13 protein-coding genes and 1 riboswitch are annotated in these 15,948 nt (G+C 41.7%); of the genes, 6 read left to right on the forward strand and 7 right to left on the reverse strand.

The annotated features are described in order from the left end of the window. Positions 1–13: 13 nt before the first annotated feature. Positions 14–197, forward strand: a riboswitch (Lysine riboswitch). A 149-nt stretch (positions 198–346) separates the two neighbouring features. The 4 genes from C9J48_RS21785 to C9J48_RS21800 all read left to right on the forward strand — a co-directional run bounded on the left by C9J48_RS21785 (position 347) and on the right by C9J48_RS21800 (position 5,647). After that, positions 347–1,861 (forward strand): Na+/H+ antiporter NhaC family protein, encoded by a 1,515-nt coding sequence (locus tag C9J48_RS21785; RefSeq protein ID WP_006230181.1) that lies wholly within the window; start codon positions 347–349, stop codon positions 1,859–1,861. A 15-nt stretch (positions 1,862–1,876) separates the two neighbouring features. After that, on the forward strand, positions 1,877–2,938 hold the full coding sequence (locus C9J48_RS21790) for a saccharopine dehydrogenase (protein WP_006230180.1): 1,062 nt from the start codon (positions 1,877–1,879) through the stop codon (positions 2,936–2,938). 185 nt (positions 2,939–3,123) lie between these two features. Beyond that, the gene (locus C9J48_RS21795; protein WP_006230179.1) at positions 3,124–3,417 is read left to right on the forward strand and encodes an antibiotic biosynthesis monooxygenase family protein; all 294 of its coding nucleotides are present in this window, start codon (positions 3,124–3,126) and stop codon (positions 3,415–3,417) included. A 175-nt stretch (positions 3,418–3,592) separates the two neighbouring features. Further along, positions 3,593–5,647 (forward strand): alpha-amylase family glycosyl hydrolase, encoded by a 2,055-nt coding sequence (locus C9J48_RS21800; RefSeq protein ID WP_036803111.1) that lies wholly within the window; start codon positions 3,593–3,595, stop codon positions 5,645–5,647. Positions 5,648–5,768: 121 nt separating this feature from the next. On the opposite strand, the gene C9J48_RS21805 is transcribed toward C9J48_RS21800, so the two are convergent. Next, positions 5,769–7,445, reverse strand: a complete 1,677-nt coding sequence (locus C9J48_RS21805; RefSeq protein WP_036802745.1) for an electron transfer flavoprotein-ubiquinone oxidoreductase — start codon at positions 7,443–7,445, stop codon at positions 5,769–5,771. Positions 7,446–7,713: 268 nt separating this feature from the next. On the opposite strand from C9J48_RS21805, the gene C9J48_RS21810 reads away from it, so the two are divergent. Together C9J48_RS21810 and C9J48_RS21815 are read left to right on the forward strand one after the other, a co-directional pair. Next, a complete protein-coding gene (locus tag C9J48_RS21810) occupies positions 7,714–8,508 on the forward strand; it encodes an electron transfer flavoprotein subunit beta/FixA family protein (RefSeq protein ID WP_006230176.1) in 795 nt (264 codons plus the stop codon). Further along, entirely contained in the window at positions 8,508–9,503 is a 996-nt protein-coding gene (locus C9J48_RS21815; protein ID WP_006230175.1) for an electron transfer flavoprotein subunit alpha/FixB family protein, read from the forward strand. Before C9J48_RS21810 ends, C9J48_RS21815 begins: the two co-directional genes overlap by 1 nt. Before the next feature lie 264 nt (positions 9,504–9,767). Here the strand turns inward: C9J48_RS21815 and C9J48_RS21820 are convergent, their stop codons facing one another. The 6 genes from C9J48_RS21820 to C9J48_RS21845 all read right to left on the reverse strand — a co-directional run bounded on the left by C9J48_RS21820 (position 9,768) and on the right by C9J48_RS21845 (position 15,857). Then, positions 9,768–10,919 carry a dihydrolipoamide acetyltransferase family protein gene (locus C9J48_RS21820; RefSeq protein WP_006230174.1) on the reverse strand — a complete coding sequence of 384 codons (1,152 nt, stop codon included), beginning with the start codon at positions 10,917–10,919 and terminating at the stop codon, positions 9,768–9,770. Next, positions 10,916–11,899, reverse strand: coding sequence for an alpha-ketoacid dehydrogenase subunit beta (locus C9J48_RS21825; RefSeq protein ID WP_107242416.1), 984 nt, complete (start codon positions 11,897–11,899; stop codon positions 10,916–10,918). Before C9J48_RS21825 ends, C9J48_RS21820 begins: the two co-directional genes overlap by 4 nt. After that, positions 11,892–13,049: a pyruvate dehydrogenase (acetyl-transferring) E1 component subunit alpha gene (gene pdhA, locus C9J48_RS21830; RefSeq protein WP_107281244.1), complete on the reverse strand. Its 1,158-nt coding sequence runs from the start codon at positions 13,047–13,049 to the stop codon at positions 11,892–11,894. Before pdhA ends, C9J48_RS21825 begins: the two co-directional genes overlap by 8 nt. Positions 13,050–13,504: 455 nt before the next feature. After that, positions 13,505–14,392 (reverse strand): DNA ligase, encoded by an 888-nt coding sequence (locus tag C9J48_RS21835; protein WP_006230172.1) that lies wholly within the window; start codon positions 14,390–14,392, stop codon positions 13,505–13,507. Between the two features lie 207 nt (positions 14,393–14,599). Continuing rightward, on the reverse strand, positions 14,600–15,244 hold the full coding sequence (locus C9J48_RS21840; RefSeq protein ID WP_006230171.1) for a LysE family translocator: 645 nt from the start codon (positions 15,242–15,244) through the stop codon (positions 14,600–14,602). 100 nt (positions 15,245–15,344) lie between these two features. After that, positions 15,345–15,857, reverse strand: coding sequence for a hypothetical protein (locus C9J48_RS21845; protein ID WP_006230170.1), 513 nt, complete (start codon positions 15,855–15,857; stop codon positions 15,345–15,347). Positions 15,858–15,948 lie beyond the last annotated feature (91 nt).

Genomic DNA, 15,948 nt, shown 5'->3' on the forward strand with positions numbered 1-15,948 from the left:
ATTCTATATTTTGTGCAAAAGTAGAGGTGCATTATCTATTAGTAGACATGTGTTGGGTGACCCCCGATAACACAGGTTGAAAGGATTTAGTGCCGAAGTGGTAACGGTTGTCAGCCTTACTGCTGGGGTTGTTCTTAATAGGAGCAACACTGTCACTGATTGCCCTTTGGGGATGAAGGTGGAGGGCTACGCAATGAATCATTGACCATCAAACCGTTTGTCGGTTTGAACGTTTCCATTGTTTTCTTTTTGTTACTCTCCCTTAATTCGTTTGGCAATCCTCTATAACACATGGTGTGTAATTTTTGGTGTTTTCATCAAAAGGATAATTAAGGAGAGTGGCCGAATGGCTGAATTTGGATTTTTATCGATAGTCCCCGCGATACTGGCTTTATTTCTGGCTTTTACAACCCAACATGTTGTATTAGCCTTAGGCGTTGCTGTTATGACAGGCATGATGATCATTACAGGCGGCAACTTTATTGATGCCTCTCAAATGATGTTAGTTGATGGACCTTTTGCTCAATTGGCAAAAAGTAGTAACGCACAAATTGTCATTGTAATTACGATTATTTCAGGCTTTATTTATCTTGTCGAACAATCTGGAGGCATGAAAGCCTTTTCAAATATGGCAACGCGCTATGTGTCAAACCCAGTTAAAGCGCAGTTAGCGACATGGTGTACTGGTATCGCTATTTTCTTTACCGATTCAGGTAACTCGCTTATTTTAGGTCCAATGTTTTCGCCTATTTTTGAAAAACTAAAATTAAGCCGTGAGAAATTAGCCTATATTATCGATTCAACGTCTTCGCCTGTTTGTGTGTTAATTCCAATTATTAGTTGGGGTGTTTACTCTCAAGGGTTAATTGAAAATGCATTTGAAAATATGGGGCAACCTGTAGATGGCTTTACAACGTTCATTCAAGTTATCCCATATCAACTTTATGCCTTACTTGCTCTTGCCAGTGTGCCTATATATGCCGTAATGGGTAAAGATTGGGGACCAATGGCTGTCGCTGAGCAAAAAGCTAGGCAGCAACTTCAAGAGAAAACGAATACTGATGTTGAAAAATCAGCCCAGAGTGAATTACAAAAAAGCCCAGCTATTAGCTTGATTATGGTGCCTTTGAGTATTCTTTTAGGCTGTATTATTACCTTGTTTACCTATAACTATTACCAATATGGTGGTATTAGTGGACCGGTGATTCGTTCAACGTTAGGCACCAGTTATTTAATTGCTTCGGTATCGACGATTGCGTTCTACGGTATTAAGAATGTGATGAGTTACAGTCAAGCCTTCAATACTTTTGTTGTTGGTATGCAAAGGATAATGCAGATCATCATTATATTGTTATTAGCATGGACACTGGGTGATATTTGTAAAGAATTAGGCACGGGTTCTTATATCAGTAGAATTATGAGTGATCGACTACCTGTGTTTGTGTTACCTGCATTAATTTTTATTATTGGTGGATTTATTTCAATCGCAACGGGTTCATCGTGGGGTACATTTGCGATTCTTATTCCGATAGTCGTGCCAATTGCTAGCGCATTAGGTGCCGATCCATTGATATGTATTGGTGCTGCTTTAAGTGGTGGTATGCTTGGTGATCATACTTCACCGATCTCAGATACCACTATTTTAAGTTCAATGTCGACAGGCTGTGATCATGTTTCGCATGTTCGTACTCAGTTCCCTTATGCCATCTTAACGGCTGTTACAGCCAGCATTGGCTTTATGATTGCGGAGTTTACAAGAAACCCTTGGACTATTTTTGCAGCATTAGTACTTCAAATTTTCTTTATTTTTGTGATGACTCGTCGCAGTTCATCCGTCTCAACAAAATCGATTCAGGTATAAGGTAAGGAACATCATATGCAAACAATTTTTTGGTTAAGAGATGAAGTAAAACAAGGTGAGCGTCGAGCTGCGCTTACTCCAGCAGGGGCATCTGCACTGATCCAAACTGGTGCTGTTGTTATGGTTGAAAAAAGCTCAACGCGAATTTTCGCAGATGCTGAATACCTTGCTGCAGGGTGTGAACTGGTTGAAGGGCATAGTTGGGTAACTGCACCAAAGAATGCGTATATTCTAGGGCTTAAGGAATTACCAGAAGACGATTTCCCGCTACAGCACAAACATATATATTTTGCGCATGCTTTCAAAGGTCAGGATGAAGCCCCACAAGTTTTAGCGCGTTTTGACCAAGGAAACGGTGAAATATTAGACCTTGAATTCTTACAAGATATTAGTGGTCGACGGGTATGCGCGTTTGGTTATTGGGCGGGTTATGTAGGTGCAGCTATCGGTTTTGCGGGTTACTGCCATCGGTTGAATAGTGATTCAACGTTTCCTTCGGTAAATAGCTACCCAAATCGTGATGTTTACCTTGCTGAGTTGAAGCAGTTAATGACGCAACTACCGCAAAAGCCAACTGCGTTGGTTATCGGTGCGTATGGACGTAGTGGTCGAGGTGCCGTTGATTTATTTGCAGATATTGGTATTGAAACGGTGCAATGGGATATTAATGAAACCAAAGCGGGTGGACCTTTCACTGACATTAACAATTTTGATATTTTAGTTAATTGCGCATATTTAGCCCCGGGTACTGCGCCATTTATTACGCCTGAAAGTTTGGGTTCATCGCCACGACTAAGTATGGTCAGTGATGTTAGCTGCGATCCTAATAACCCAGATAATCCAATCCGAATCTATACTGCGTGTACAAAGTTAACTCAACCGATTGTTCAATCTCAAATTGTAGGCATTGAAGTGCAAGCGGTGGATCACCTTCCGACGGTATTACCGAAAGAAAGCAGCGAAGATTTTGCTGAACAGTTATTACCGCATTTATTAACCCTTTCTGATAATTCAGATCCTGATGGGGTTTGGTTACGTGCGAATGGCTTTTTCAACACTGCGGTTTCAGCATTGTGAATAAACCAATGTAGCTGTTAGAGGTAAGAGCCTTTGAGCTGTATCATAAAGTAACATTAATAGGGTTCACAGAAATGTGAGCCCTTTTATTATTGTAGAATCGAGTTAAAACTTGCCACTAACCCCCCTGTGTCAGGATCGTTGTCAGTGATACTATGAATTAACATTTGGATTAAGGACAACCCATGAAATACGCCGTTATATTTAAAGCCGAGATCAATCAGTTGGATGATGAATATTCCAAAATGGCAGCGAAGATGCGTGATTTAGCCATAAGAGAATATGATTGTACTGAGTTTGTAGCCACTGCTGAAGGTAGTCAAGAAATCGCGATATCTTATTGGGATAACCTCGAACACATTAAAGCGTGGAAGCAGAATGCCGAGCATTTAGTCGCACAAAAGCTAGGTCAAAATAAATGGTATAAGCACTATACCGTTGAGGTTGTAGAAGTTCTTAGGCGTTATTCATCGAAATAGAATCAGTGAAAAAATATTGTAAAACAATAATGTAAGAAAGATGTGATGCAGATCTCTACTCCCCCCAACCTACGCCTCAAATTATTATTCTAAGGATGGTCTCAATGCTGTGTGATTAATAAATAATCACTGAACATAATAATAATTCAAGGAGAACATCGTGGTTAAATGGAACATGGGGTTAAAACAGAACGTAAAAACATGTCTTGCACTTGCCATCGCAGCGTCTTTATCTGCTTGCAGTAGTTCTGGTTCATCGACTTCACCCGATCCATCTGTTGGTAACGTAACGCCTTACGCTTGTAATGTATCAACATCAACATCAGCAGAAACTGATGATTTACGTATGTATCAAGTGATGGTTGAAAGCTTTGTAAATGGCGATGACAGTATTGGTCATGGTACTGGCTATGGAACTAGCCATCACAAAGGTGACTTACAAGGCATTATTGATTCACTCGATTATATCCAATCTTTGGGAATGAATGCGGTTTGGTTAACACCGGTATTTGATTCTGTTCCTGTAGAAGGGCAGAACCACTGGGCTGACAGACTGGATGCCACTGGGTATTTTGCAAGTAACTATTTTGCGATAGACCCGCGTTTTGGTTCGATGGAAAAAGCGAAAGAGCTGGTCGAAGAAGCTCATAAGCGTGGTTTATATGTATTCTTTGATGGGGTATTCGGACACCATAAAGATAACGTTGTCGCATCACCTCAAGGTAATTTACCTCAAGGTGAGAGTAACCCGGTTAGTTACCCTGAAAGCATGGCATTTTATAAAGAAGTGGCGACATACTGGATAACAGAATTAAAGATTGATGGTTGGCGTTTAGACCAAGCATATCAAGTGCCTACCGATGCATGGACTGAGCTGCGTAAAAGCGTTGATGAAGCCTCGAAGTCGGTTACATATGTAAATTCTGATGGCAAAACAGTTAATCCTCTTGGCTACATGGTGGCTGAAATTTGGAATAACGAAAACTACATTAATGAGACAGGCTACGGTTCAGCTGAAAACCCTGCGTTATGTTCTGCGTTCGATTTCCCTGTGCGCTACCGTGTTGTTGAAACATTTGCTGTAAATGAAAACGGCAATGGCGGAAAGGGCGGTGAATGGCTAAATGAAGGCATGTCATTACACAGTCTCTATCCGGCAGATGCTAAACCGAACCTTATGTTAGGAAATCATGACTTGGTCCGTTTTGGTGATTTGCTACAACGTGGCAATATTGCTGATGTTGATAATGATGAATACTGGCAGCGCCACAAAGCAGCCCTGTCTTTCCAAGCCGCGTACACTGGTCCTATTACCCTGTATTACGGTGACGAGATTGGCGACCAAGTCGAAGGTTTCGCAGATAAAGCACCAAGTTCAACCTGCGCTATTAATGGTTTGTGTGATGATCATGTTGCGCGTTCAACTGCAAAAATAGAAGGTGTTACCACGCCATCTGGTGGCGCTCTGAATGCTAGCCAAAAAGATCTGAAAAAGTATGTGACCAAACTGATGAACCTTCGTGCTGCACACCCTGCATTATCACAAGGTGAACGCGTTAATGTGCTGGCTAATGATTCTGTCTATGTTGATCATAAACAGTCTGGTGATGATGTTTTACTGTACATGGTAAGCACACAATCCCAATCAAATAACATCGAACTGCTCGCATCAATGGTAGGGTCAGAAGGTGATTTAGTGGATTTAATCACTGGTGAACGTTTTTCTGTTAGTTCTGGTAAGTATCAAATTCCATTAAATGGTTTTGTTGCCCGTTTCTTGAAAGTTGAAGTTCCTTCAGCTGTCGGCGCGACAGCAACTAAAGCGGCTGTGATGATGACTGGCGAAGGTTTTATGGCGCAGTGTGATAACCCAACGCTTGATGAAACAGGACCTGTGAGTAAAACATTGTACGTAGTTGGTGATTTTGCAGATGCTGGCTGGAAGCATAAAGATAACCGCGCTTTTGAGTACAAGGGTAACAATACTTACCAAGCCGTTGTCGATGAAAGGGCTGGTGGCTATCGTATGCAGTATGCAAGTAAAGATTGGTCGTCACAATATACTGCTGAAGGCCTAGAATTGAAGCTGGGTGTCGAAAATATTCTTAAAGCTGGTGGCTACGGAAAAGATACCGCAGCAATGTTACCTGAGGCAGGTAAGTACGTTTGGAGTATTCAGTTTACTGATAACGGTTTACCAGAAAACATCATGGTATCTAAGTGCCAGTAAGTCGTAATAGCAACGATGCTGATAATCATTAAACAGCAAGATTATATTTTTTCCGTTTAATTTATTAATGAAGCATCACTTCAAAAGGAGTCCTAGCATTGATAATGCATGGGCTCTTTTTTTACATATTTTGATAGTTTGGCCCGCCGCCACCTTCAGGTGGATACCAAGTGATATTCTGCGACGGATCTTTAATGTCGCAGGTCTTACAATGTACGCAGTTAGCAGCGTTGATGTGAAGTTTAGGTTTATCATCGACCGTGATGATTTCATAGACGCCAGCGGGGCAATAGCGCTGACTGGGTTCATCATAGCGTGATAAATGCGTATGAATAGGGATGTTACAATCGTCGAGAACTAAGTGGCAAGGCTGATTTTCTTCATGCTGTGTGCCTGATAAATATACCGATGACGGCTTATCAAAACTTAATATACCATCAGGCTTAGGGTAGGAAATAGGTTGGCACTGTGCGATATCTTTTAAGCACTTATGATCGGCCTGTTGATCTGTAATTGTCCAAGGCGTTTTACGCTTAAAAATAGATGCCCATACATTATGTTCAAAGGTAGCGAGTGCTCCCCCTAGCAAACTACCAAATTTGTGCAGCTCTGCACCAAAATTACGTGATTCTTGTAGCTCTTGATACAGCCAAGACGTTTGAAATAACAAGTCATAATCAGGTTCTGTTTGGGCATTTTCGCATCGTAATTGTTCAAAAATAGCATCTGCTGCAAGCATGCCTGATTTCATTGCTGTGTGGCTGCCTTTGATTTTGGCTACATTCAATGTGCCAGCATCACAACCTACTAACAGTCCTCCGGGAAACTGTTGTTTGGGCAACGATGATAATCCGCCTTTAGAGATAGCACGCGCGCCGTAAGAAATTCGCTGTCCACCGCTGAGGTGTTTACTGAAAGCGGGATGTTGTTTGAGTCGTTGAAATTCATCGAAAGGGCTGAGGTAAGGGTTGCTGTAATTCAAATCAACGATTAACCCGATGGCTATCTGGTTACCGTCTAAATGATAAAGAAAGCCACCACCAGTAGTCCCCGATTCACTTAAAGGCCAGCCTGCGGCATGAATAACGCTACCAGCATTAGGTTGTTTTATATCTGTAGGTACTTCCCATATTTCTTTTAGCCCTAATGCATAGTGTTGAGGTTGTTTATCTGCATCTAACTGGTACTTATCGAGCAATTGTTTACCTAAATGCCCTCGTGCTCCTTCAGCGAAGATAGTGTATTTGGCTTTCAGTTCGATACCCGCTTCGAAATTAGCTTTAGGGGCACCACTTTTATCTCGCCCCATATCTGATGTATTAATGCCAGTAACAGCGCCAGCTTCGTCATAATTAATACTTGCAGCGGCAAAACCAGGGAAAATTTCCACACCAAGTGTTTCAGCTTGCTGGGCGAGCCAACGACATAAATTAGCTAAACTGATCACATAGTTTTTATCGGTGTTATGCATTGGGTGAGGTGTAAGAAAATGAGGGACAGTCAGGTGATTATATTGGTTAGTCAGGTAGATGAATTGATCGTCAATCACGGGGGTAGAAAGCGGAGCACCCATTGTTGACCATTCTGGGAACAGTTCATCTAAGGCACGGGTTTCAAATAGCGCACCAGAGATAATATGTGCACCGACTTCAGCGCCTTTTTCGACAACACAAATGCTAATGTCTTGTCCTTTTTTATTTGCTTTCTGGTTGAGCTGTGCAAGCTGGCAAGCGGCAGCTAAGCCAGCAGGGCCTGCGCCAACAATCACAACATCAAACGCCATACATTCTCTATCCATGCTGTAAACCTGTCCCTACATTACTGACATAACATTAAATATAGTCCAGTTGACGTAAACGTAAATTAAACTAGGCTCAAAAGGTAACGTAGTTTTTACTGTGTTATTTCTTGAAAAGCATAGACTAACTCAAAAATAGCCATTCAAAGCACGGTATATCTGCCAAGCTACAACATTGAAAAACAGCGACAGTAAAAAAGACTGGCAGTGATAAATAATAGGATTAAAGCTTACACGAACGGCATCCCAATTTAAAAAGGAAGGCATTGTGAAAGTATTAGTAGCGATTAAACGGGTGATTGACCCTTACGTAAAGGTCAGGGTTAAGAGTGACGGTTCAGGTGTAGAGACCAATAATGTAAAAATGACGATGAACCCCTTTTGCGAAATAGCGGTAGAAGAGGCGGTTAGGCTAAAAGAAGCAGGGCATGCAGAAGAAATTATTGTGGTATCAGTCGGCGATAAAAGCTGTCAGGAACAATTGAGAACAGCATTGGCACTGGGCGCCGATCGTGCGATTCATATTGATATACCATCTTCACCAGAACCTCTCGTTGTAGCTAAATTACTGCGAGCTGTTATGGTGATTGAAGACCCTGGAATTGTATTACTGGGTAAGCAATCTATTGATACTGACAATAATCAAGTGGCGCAAATGCTAGCTGCCATCACGCAGCGCCCTCAAGGTACATTCGCATCAGAAGTGACCGTTGTGTCAGAAGAATCTCCAGTATCTGAATCGAATGGGCAGAGTAATGCCGTACTTGTAACTCGTGAAATTGATGGTGGTCTTGAAACGGTAAAACTGAATCTACCTGCAATTATCAGTACTGACTTGCGCTTAAATGAACCCCGTTATGCCTCTCTTCCCAATATTATGAAAGCAAAACGAAAACCGTTAGATGTGATAACACCAGATGAATTAGGCGTGGCTGTTACTCTGCATCAAGAAATACTTGATGTAATGTCACCGCCTGAGCGAGCCACTGGTGTTATGGTTAATAGTGTATCGGAACTGGTAGAAAAGCTGAAAAATGAAGCCAAGGTTATAGGAGCGATCTAATGAGCGAGAAAAAATTAGCAACGCTTGTTATTGCAGAACATGATAATAAAGCTGTGTCAGTGGATACATTACGAACAATTAATGCTGCAACCGCGATTGTGTCAGAAGATAAGCAAGTGGAAATCACAGTATTGGTGATTGGTTTTAATTGCGAATCGGTGGTTGAATCAATCCGGCATATTAGTGCGGTTAGTAACGTGTTAGTGGTTAATTCAGGTGTTTATCAATATTTACTCGCCGAAAATATATCGGATTTAATTGCTCATATTTGCAAAGAACATATGAGCAATGACTATTCGCATATATTAGCGCCCGCCACAACGTTTGGTAAAAATATAATGCCACGTGTTGCTGCCTTATTGGATGTGGGGCAGTTGTCGGATGTGATTGACATAGAATCACCAGACGTTGTGATTCGTCCTATCTATGCTGGCAATGCGTTAGCAAGAGTGAAGTCTAACGACGCCATTAAAGTGATGACTATTCGCAGTGCGGCATTCGATGCCATTACCATAAGTGACGCTGTCATATCGCCAGAAATCCTTAATATTGATGTGAAGTGTTTAGACATTAATATTCCGGCAGAATCATCTGAATTTATATCACAACAGAAAGTGGTAAGTGAACGTCCTGAACTACCTGCGGCTAGCGTTGTTATCTCCGGTGGGCGAGGGTTAGGCAGTAAAGAAAGTTTTGTACTCGTTGAACAGCTTGCAGACAAACTGGGAGGCGCTATTGGTGCTTCACGTGCTGCTGTTGATGCGGGGTTTGTTTCGAATGATTTACAAGTCGGGCAAACGGGTAAAATTGTTGCGCCTGATCTTTATATCGCTGTCGGTATCTCTGGTGCTATTCAGCACTTAGCTGGCATGAAAGATTCAAAAGTGATTGTGGCAATTAACAGTGATCCTGAAGCACCTATTTTTCAAATTGCAGATTATGGGCTCGTGGGGGATCTTTTTGAGATCATGCCTGAATTAATTCGCTCTGTGTAATACCAACCTAAATCAGTACCTGAACATTCTTGTTGGTTAAAACCGATAATAACTACGTTAGAAATTTTATAATTAGAACGACTAGTTATTTCAATTTAGAGCCACTAGATCCTCAATTTATCTCCTTGCCTCAAAGTATTTTAACTCTCGCTGAACTGATCAGATAATTAATGGATTTGGTATTACTTATCCAGATTGGTATAAGTAGAGAAAAAGCGGCTATATTACCGCTTTTTATATACCCTGCTTTTTAAGCTAAACCAGCTAAGCTGTGGCTTGTTGTAAGTGCTCAACCAACGCTTTTATGAAGCGTGCTGCTTCGCCTCCCGTACAAGCCCTATGGTCAAATGTCATCGATAAGGGCATTGCTTTAACCGCTATTGGTTGCCCATCTTTTATGATTACCTTTTCGATTATCCTACCTGCACCCACAATGGCGACTTGAGGTGGTGAAACAACCGGGGTAGCATAAATACCCGCAATAGCACCAAAATTAGACAACGTAATGGTGGCATGTTGTAGCTGCTCTCGACCAATTCTACGATCTCTAATACCTTTCACGGTTTTATCTAACCATTGCCGAACCCCTTTAGGACTATATTCGTCAGCATGGCGTAATACAGGTACATAAAGACCATGGGCACTATCAACTGCAATACCAATATTAACGGTACTGTGAACACAGCGCGTCATTGTTTCAGCGTCAAACCATGCATTAAGGGCGGGCTCTTGTTGGCAGGCGTTAATAACGGCTTGTATTAATCGAATAGAAATGTCTTCATTGGCCAACCAATCAGCTAATAAGGCTTCTTCTGTAATGGTAACCGCAGCAACATTATGGTGAGATTCCGCCATCGTGTTAACCATGGTTCGCCTTGCACCTTTCAGTACTTCAGTGCCAGGCAGTTGTTTATCGCATTCATTATAAATATCGGCATCGACAATTAAACCATCAGGTCCACTTCCTATAATACCGTGTAAGTCGACGCCTAATCGTTGTGCTAATAATCGTGCAGAGGGCATTGCCGTAATAATATTTTCAGACGTAGTATTCTGATCGCTTCCAACCCAAAAGTCATCGATATCAACGTGATGGTTTTGATGTGAAACATTACCGACCACCGTTGCTGCATCTTCTTTTTTGGCGGCTGTTGTTGATATAGTTGATTGTGCAGTTGCGCCCACTTCTTCAATCTCTAGCAATAGGCTGCCTATATTTATCACATCACCTTCTTTACCGTAACGGCTGATGATTTTTCCACTGTAAGGGGCGGGAATATCGACAGTGGCTTTAGCTGTTTCAACGGTAAGAACGATTTGATCAACTTTAACCACGTCACCGGATTTAATATGCCATTCAACAATTTCAGATTCGGCTAGCCCTTCGCCGAGGTCAGGTAGCATAAATGACTTCATTTCCAACCCTCCACTAATTCTCGCGCAGCTATCACAATGTCTTCTTCCTGAATCATAAAATAATCTTCATTGCGATAATAAGGCATGATGGTATCCATTCCTGTTACTCGTTTCGGTGGCGCTTTTAATAAACACATCGCATGTTCTGCTGTGCGCGCCAAAATCTCTGCACCTACACCACAGGTTTTGCTCGCTTCATGCACAACAAGTAGACGGCCCGTTTTTTCTAATGAATGAATAATTGTAGCCATATCGATAGGCTTTATACTCGCTAGATCAATCACTTCAACTTCTATACCTTGCGAAGAAAGCGTGCTTGCTGCCTGCAATGACTCCACAACACATGCCCCCCAAGTGACCAAGGTGAGATCGCGACCTTTGCGTAGTGTGAAACACGTATCTAGGGGCAAGGCTTTACCGTTATCGTTCACATCTGATTTGACGGTTCGATAAATACGCTTAGGTTCAAAAAACATGACAGGATCATTGCTACGAATAGAGGCAAGTAACAAGCCATATGCACGCTGAGGTGACGATGGAATAACGACTTTAAACCCTGGAATATGAGCAAATAATGCTTCAATACTTTCAGAATGATGTTCTGGTGCGTGTATACCACCACCAAAAGGAGCACGAAAAACAGCAGGGCAGGTAAGTCGACCTCGTGTTCGATTTCTCATTCGTGCAGCATGACACATAAGGTGTTCCATCGCGGGAAATACAAACCCTTGAAATTGGAATTCTGCAACGGGTCGTAAGCCTTGCGATGCCATACCAACCGTGACGCCACCAATTAATGCTTCGGCTAATGGCGAGTCAATAACCCGCTTGAGACCAAACTTAGCTTTAAGCCCAACCGTTGCGCGAAATACGCCGCCGTTGTCGCCGACATCTTCACCCAAGACAACCACTTTTGGGTCATGTTCCATCTCATGATGTAAAGCAAGGTTCACCGCTTCAAGTAACGTCATATCAGCCATGTTTGCCTCCTTGCATACGCATTGCTTTGTTGATTAATTCATCACGTTGTTGATGCAGCTCGGTGTTTAAGGATTCATAAAGAAAATCGAAAGCCGTTTCGGGTGCTTGTACAGGGATGTTTAGATAGCGTTCAACGGCTTGTTCTACCACTTCTTGGCAATGCTCTTGCCATTGTTTATCGTCTTGCTCTGACCATAAACCTTGACGCATTAAATAGGTTTTTAAACGACTAATAGGCTCGAACCCCCATGCTTCATGAAGTTCATCTTTACTCCGGTAGCGACTTGCGTCATCAGCAGTAGTATGGTCGCTTAATCGGTAACTGATGGCTTCAATTAACGTTGATCCTTTTCCTTTTCGTGCGCGATCTAAACTAATCTGTATCGCATCAAACATCGCGACGATGTCATTACCATCAACCGTTAACCCTGGAATACCAGCACCTTTGGCTTTTTCTGATAAATAATCAGCACCACATTGAAGGCGTCGTGGTACAGAGATTGCCCATTGGTTATTATTCACGACAAAAACCAGTGGAATATTCCACGTGCCAGCACAGTTGATTGATTCGAGAAAGTCACCTTTTGATGTGGCGCCATCACCACAGGTGACCAGTGCAGCCTTATGACTACCTTCAATTTTTAATGCGGATGCAACACCCACTGCATGGGTACATTGTGTGGCGATAGGAACGCAAAAGGGCAAGTCTCGGCAATGTGAATCATTGGGTAAATGATCTGGTGATAGTATTGCGCTGTTATGGGGTGTGGTATTGGCTGTTTTTTGATTGTTTGTAACGCTGAAATCACTGCCTCTTTCATCGCCCCCCCAATATTGAAGGTTTTTTTCCATCGCAATACCACGCGCCCACATTGCAGGCATATCACGGTAGTAAGGGATGAACACATCATCGGCTTGTAAAGCACGCCCAATCGCAATGCCAATGGCTTCTGCGCCAAGGTGAGAGGGGTAAGTCCCTAACTTACCAGTACGTTGAAGAGCAACAGCTTTATTATCATAAGTTCGGGTTAATACCATATCGCAGTAAAACCCTTTCAATGTAGACGGTTTAGCCCAAGCTGGCAGTTGATCTACGGGGTTACCATGGTGGTCTATAAACCGATGCATGGGTAATGCCTGAACATTCATCTCAAGCTCCTTCTGATGCTACGCTTCAGCAGAAGGCAGCAAATAACGTATAAACGCCAAAGGTGATACCGAGAGTTATGTGGTTTTAGGATCGCTATTCATGGTTATTGTCTGAAACTCTATTCTAGATATGTTATTAGCGATACATAATTTTGCTGTTAACACCACTTTATCTAGTGATAAATCTTGGTAAAACCAGATACGTTAAGTGTAACTAAAATGTTAAATCTTGCTTGCGATTATGACAATGTTATCAGTAAACTAAAGCGTACAGTCAGTAAAAACAGACGAAAATATGGTGTTTTAAAAGCGTGTTCAGTGAAAATTGAAAATAATCACTGTTATTCCGGCTAATTTCGCAAGATTATTGCGTAGGGGGGAAGCAAATAACAAACGAAAAAGTGACCGTATCGCTATGTCTACGGTTAGAAGTGCTTATTGTTTCTACGCCAACTTTAGATATCGAGGTTATCACGAACCCGAATGAATCTCGCAAATCGTGGAATACCACTGTTTGTTACGCCATTATAACGGAAGAGGATAGTTGTACCGATTGCTGGGGGAGCCTCTCGCTCAAAATCTTTAAAGCCAGAGCCAATTTTAAAAGTAATGTTATCAGGTGTGACTACCCATAAAGCCCCCATTTTGTCGTCGAATTTACCATTTCCTTCTGTATAACCAATAACGGTTGCTTCTGCATCTTGGTAGGATTTGAGTTTTAATAAGTTATCGCTTCGCCCTGGGTAATAACCATTATGGCGATGATGCAGCATTAATCCTTCACCGTTGCTTTCATCTAACAGTTTTAGCCACATTTCTAATGCTGTTATATCAGTAACAAATTTTTGCTTCACAATACTAACGTGAGCAATGCTATTCAGGGTTATATCGTCAAGTAATTGCTGATAACGGTGTTCAAAAGGTGCGGAGTTTGAGGGAAGGTCAAAGATCATGAACCTAATAGACTGCCATTCCTCGTCGTTTGGTTTGTTATCTAATACCGTTTGAGCAACTTGCTGAAATCTTCCTCTTGCTACCCACAGCTCACCATCTAAAGCAGTAGTGGGTAAAGAGCTGGTAAACCAACTAGGTGCATGTATGGTTTTTCCACTGCGCGTCAGTAAGGTGTTGCCATTCCAATACGCTCGTATGCCGTCCAATTTCTCACTGACTAAATAATCGGTAATATCTTCGCGCGTTTTGAGTTTGGGGGAATCGAGAAAATTTGTCTGATCAAAGTGCTTTGCTTGCATCAGTGTATTTGAATACACATTGTGTGAGTAGAAAGGGTTAAATACGGTCGATGTGAGTGCGATAGCGATTGATAGTTTAGAAAGTTTCAAACTGAGTGCTCCGTCCGCTTAATAGAATTGGCGGTAATAATGTGTGCCAATGACGGTATGCGAGAATGGGACGGTGAGTAAAATACTCAGTGTATTAATACACCCCGTTTGCGGTAGAGCTGACAATGTTAGAGTTAACACTTTCATTTCTATCGCAAACAATGTGAGGTCTGTTTTGTGAAAATCTATTGCCCACTGGGAGGATAATTAAAGGCGCACGTTTTTACTTAATAATAGTTGTAAGCCTAATCCAACCATGACACATCCTGTTAAAGATTGAAGCCACTGATTTGTTTTGGGTTTTGCTAACCAGTTTTTTGCTCGCTCCATAACAAGTGCTAATGATGATTGCCACGTCATAGCTAAAATAAAATGGATACCAGCCAGAATGAAAGATTGTGTAATAGCAGAACCTTCGGGATTGATAAATTGGGGCAAAAAAGCGAGATAAAAAATAGCGGTTTTAGGGTTCAGTACATTTGACAGAAAACCTTCTGAAAAAGAGCGCTTTATGTTGAATGCATTGTCATTGGTTTGATTTGGCATCACAGTTAAGGAGCCTGCTTTCCTACCGCTTCGTAAGCTACAAACGCCTAAGTAGATAAGGTATGCGGCACCAATGATTTTAATCGTTTGAAATAGCCACGCAGATTGGACCAAGATAAAGGATATACCCACGGCAGAAAGCGTTGCATGCACAAATAAGCCGCTGCAAATACCAAAGCTACTGGTTACACCATCTTTCCAGCCACCTCGGCTGGTATTTCGGATCACAAGTACAGTATCTAACCCTGGTGTAATCGTAAGTATTGAGATCGCGACAACAAATGTCATCCATTCTGTTATTGGCATAGTTCTATCCTTTTAACTTGTCTCTTTCAATAAACGGTTATGTGTACGTTAATGTAAACATGATAATTTGCACATTATCAGCAGAATGAATGAATGTCTTTTATTTTGTATGCCTAGCATAATCATTTGAGGCAAGTTGAGCACATTGATAAAATGCCAGTGCTTGCTGGTGATCTGCGACAAACGACAGGTTTATTTCAATTCCATCGATAGCCACATGAGTCTTATAACCGTCATTTTCAAAACGACTCATGAAGTCTTGAGCACTGTTCTGCTCTGAACCAATGGCTGTCGAGTAGATCGTTATATCATCATTAACCACTTTATAGAGTGCATGATTAATCATGTATTGATTCTTTTCTAGTGGCTCATCTTGATGTAAAGAAAGTTGAGTCAATATGCCTGAAGAGGGGGATTCTTGCGAAATACTATGATAGATATGCGCTTGATGCGGCATTTCAGAGCTTGCAGTAAAAACCAATACAATATCATTTTGGTGTCTTTCCTCATTGATCGTTAAGCGACAATGAGTATTATCTTGTTCGTAAGTCGAGTTCTCAAGCAGAGGTGTTGAGAAGGCAGATACCGTTAAAAAAATTAATTCAGTAATCATAACATTGCCTTAGCTGCTTTGTTGTTTGTTGATATTAATTGGGATGTATCAGTATTATCGATTTGATAATTATGACTATTTGAAGATAGCC

The sequence above is a fragment of the Photobacterium profundum genome (assembly GCF_003026285.1).
Classification (GTDB): domain Bacteria; phylum Pseudomonadota; class Gammaproteobacteria; order Enterobacterales; family Vibrionaceae; genus Photobacterium; species Photobacterium profundum.

Excerpts from the sequence above, each read along its gene's own strand:
- C9J48_RS21785 (WP_006230181.1), top strand. The coding sequence starts at position 347 with ATGGCTGAATTTGGATTTTTATCGATAGTCCCCGCGATACTGGCTTTA.
- C9J48_RS21790 (WP_006230180.1), top strand. The coding sequence starts at position 1,877 with ATGCAAACAATTTTTTGGTTAAGAGATGAAGTAAAACAAGGTGAGCGT.
- C9J48_RS21795 (WP_006230179.1), top strand. The coding sequence starts at position 3,124 with ATGAAATACGCCGTTATATTTAAAGCCGAGATCAATCAGTTGGATGAT.
- C9J48_RS21800 (WP_036803111.1), top strand. The coding sequence starts at position 3,593 with ATGGGGTTAAAACAGAACGTAAAAACATGTCTTGCACTTGCCATCGCA.
- C9J48_RS21805 (WP_036802745.1), bottom strand. The coding sequence starts at position 7,445 with ATGGATAGAGAATGTATGGCGTTTGATGTTGTGATTGTTGGCGCAGGC.
- C9J48_RS21815 (WP_006230175.1), top strand. The coding sequence starts at position 8,508 with ATGAGCGAGAAAAAATTAGCAACGCTTGTTATTGCAGAACATGATAAT.
- C9J48_RS21820 (WP_006230174.1), bottom strand. The coding sequence starts at position 10,919 with ATGAAGTCATTTATGCTACCTGACCTCGGCGAAGGGCTAGCCGAATCT.
- C9J48_RS21825 (WP_107242416.1), bottom strand. The coding sequence starts at position 11,899 with ATGGCTGATATGACGTTACTTGAAGCGGTGAACCTTGCTTTACATCAT.
- pdhA (WP_107281244.1), bottom strand. The coding sequence starts at position 13,049 with ATGAATGTTCAGGCATTACCCATGCATCGGTTTATAGACCACCATGGT.
- C9J48_RS21840 (WP_006230171.1), bottom strand. The coding sequence starts at position 15,244 with ATGCCAATAACAGAATGGATGACATTTGTTGTCGCGATCTCAATACTT.
- C9J48_RS21845 (WP_006230170.1), bottom strand. The coding sequence starts at position 15,857 with ATGATTACTGAATTAATTTTTTTAACGGTATCTGCCTTCTCAACACCT.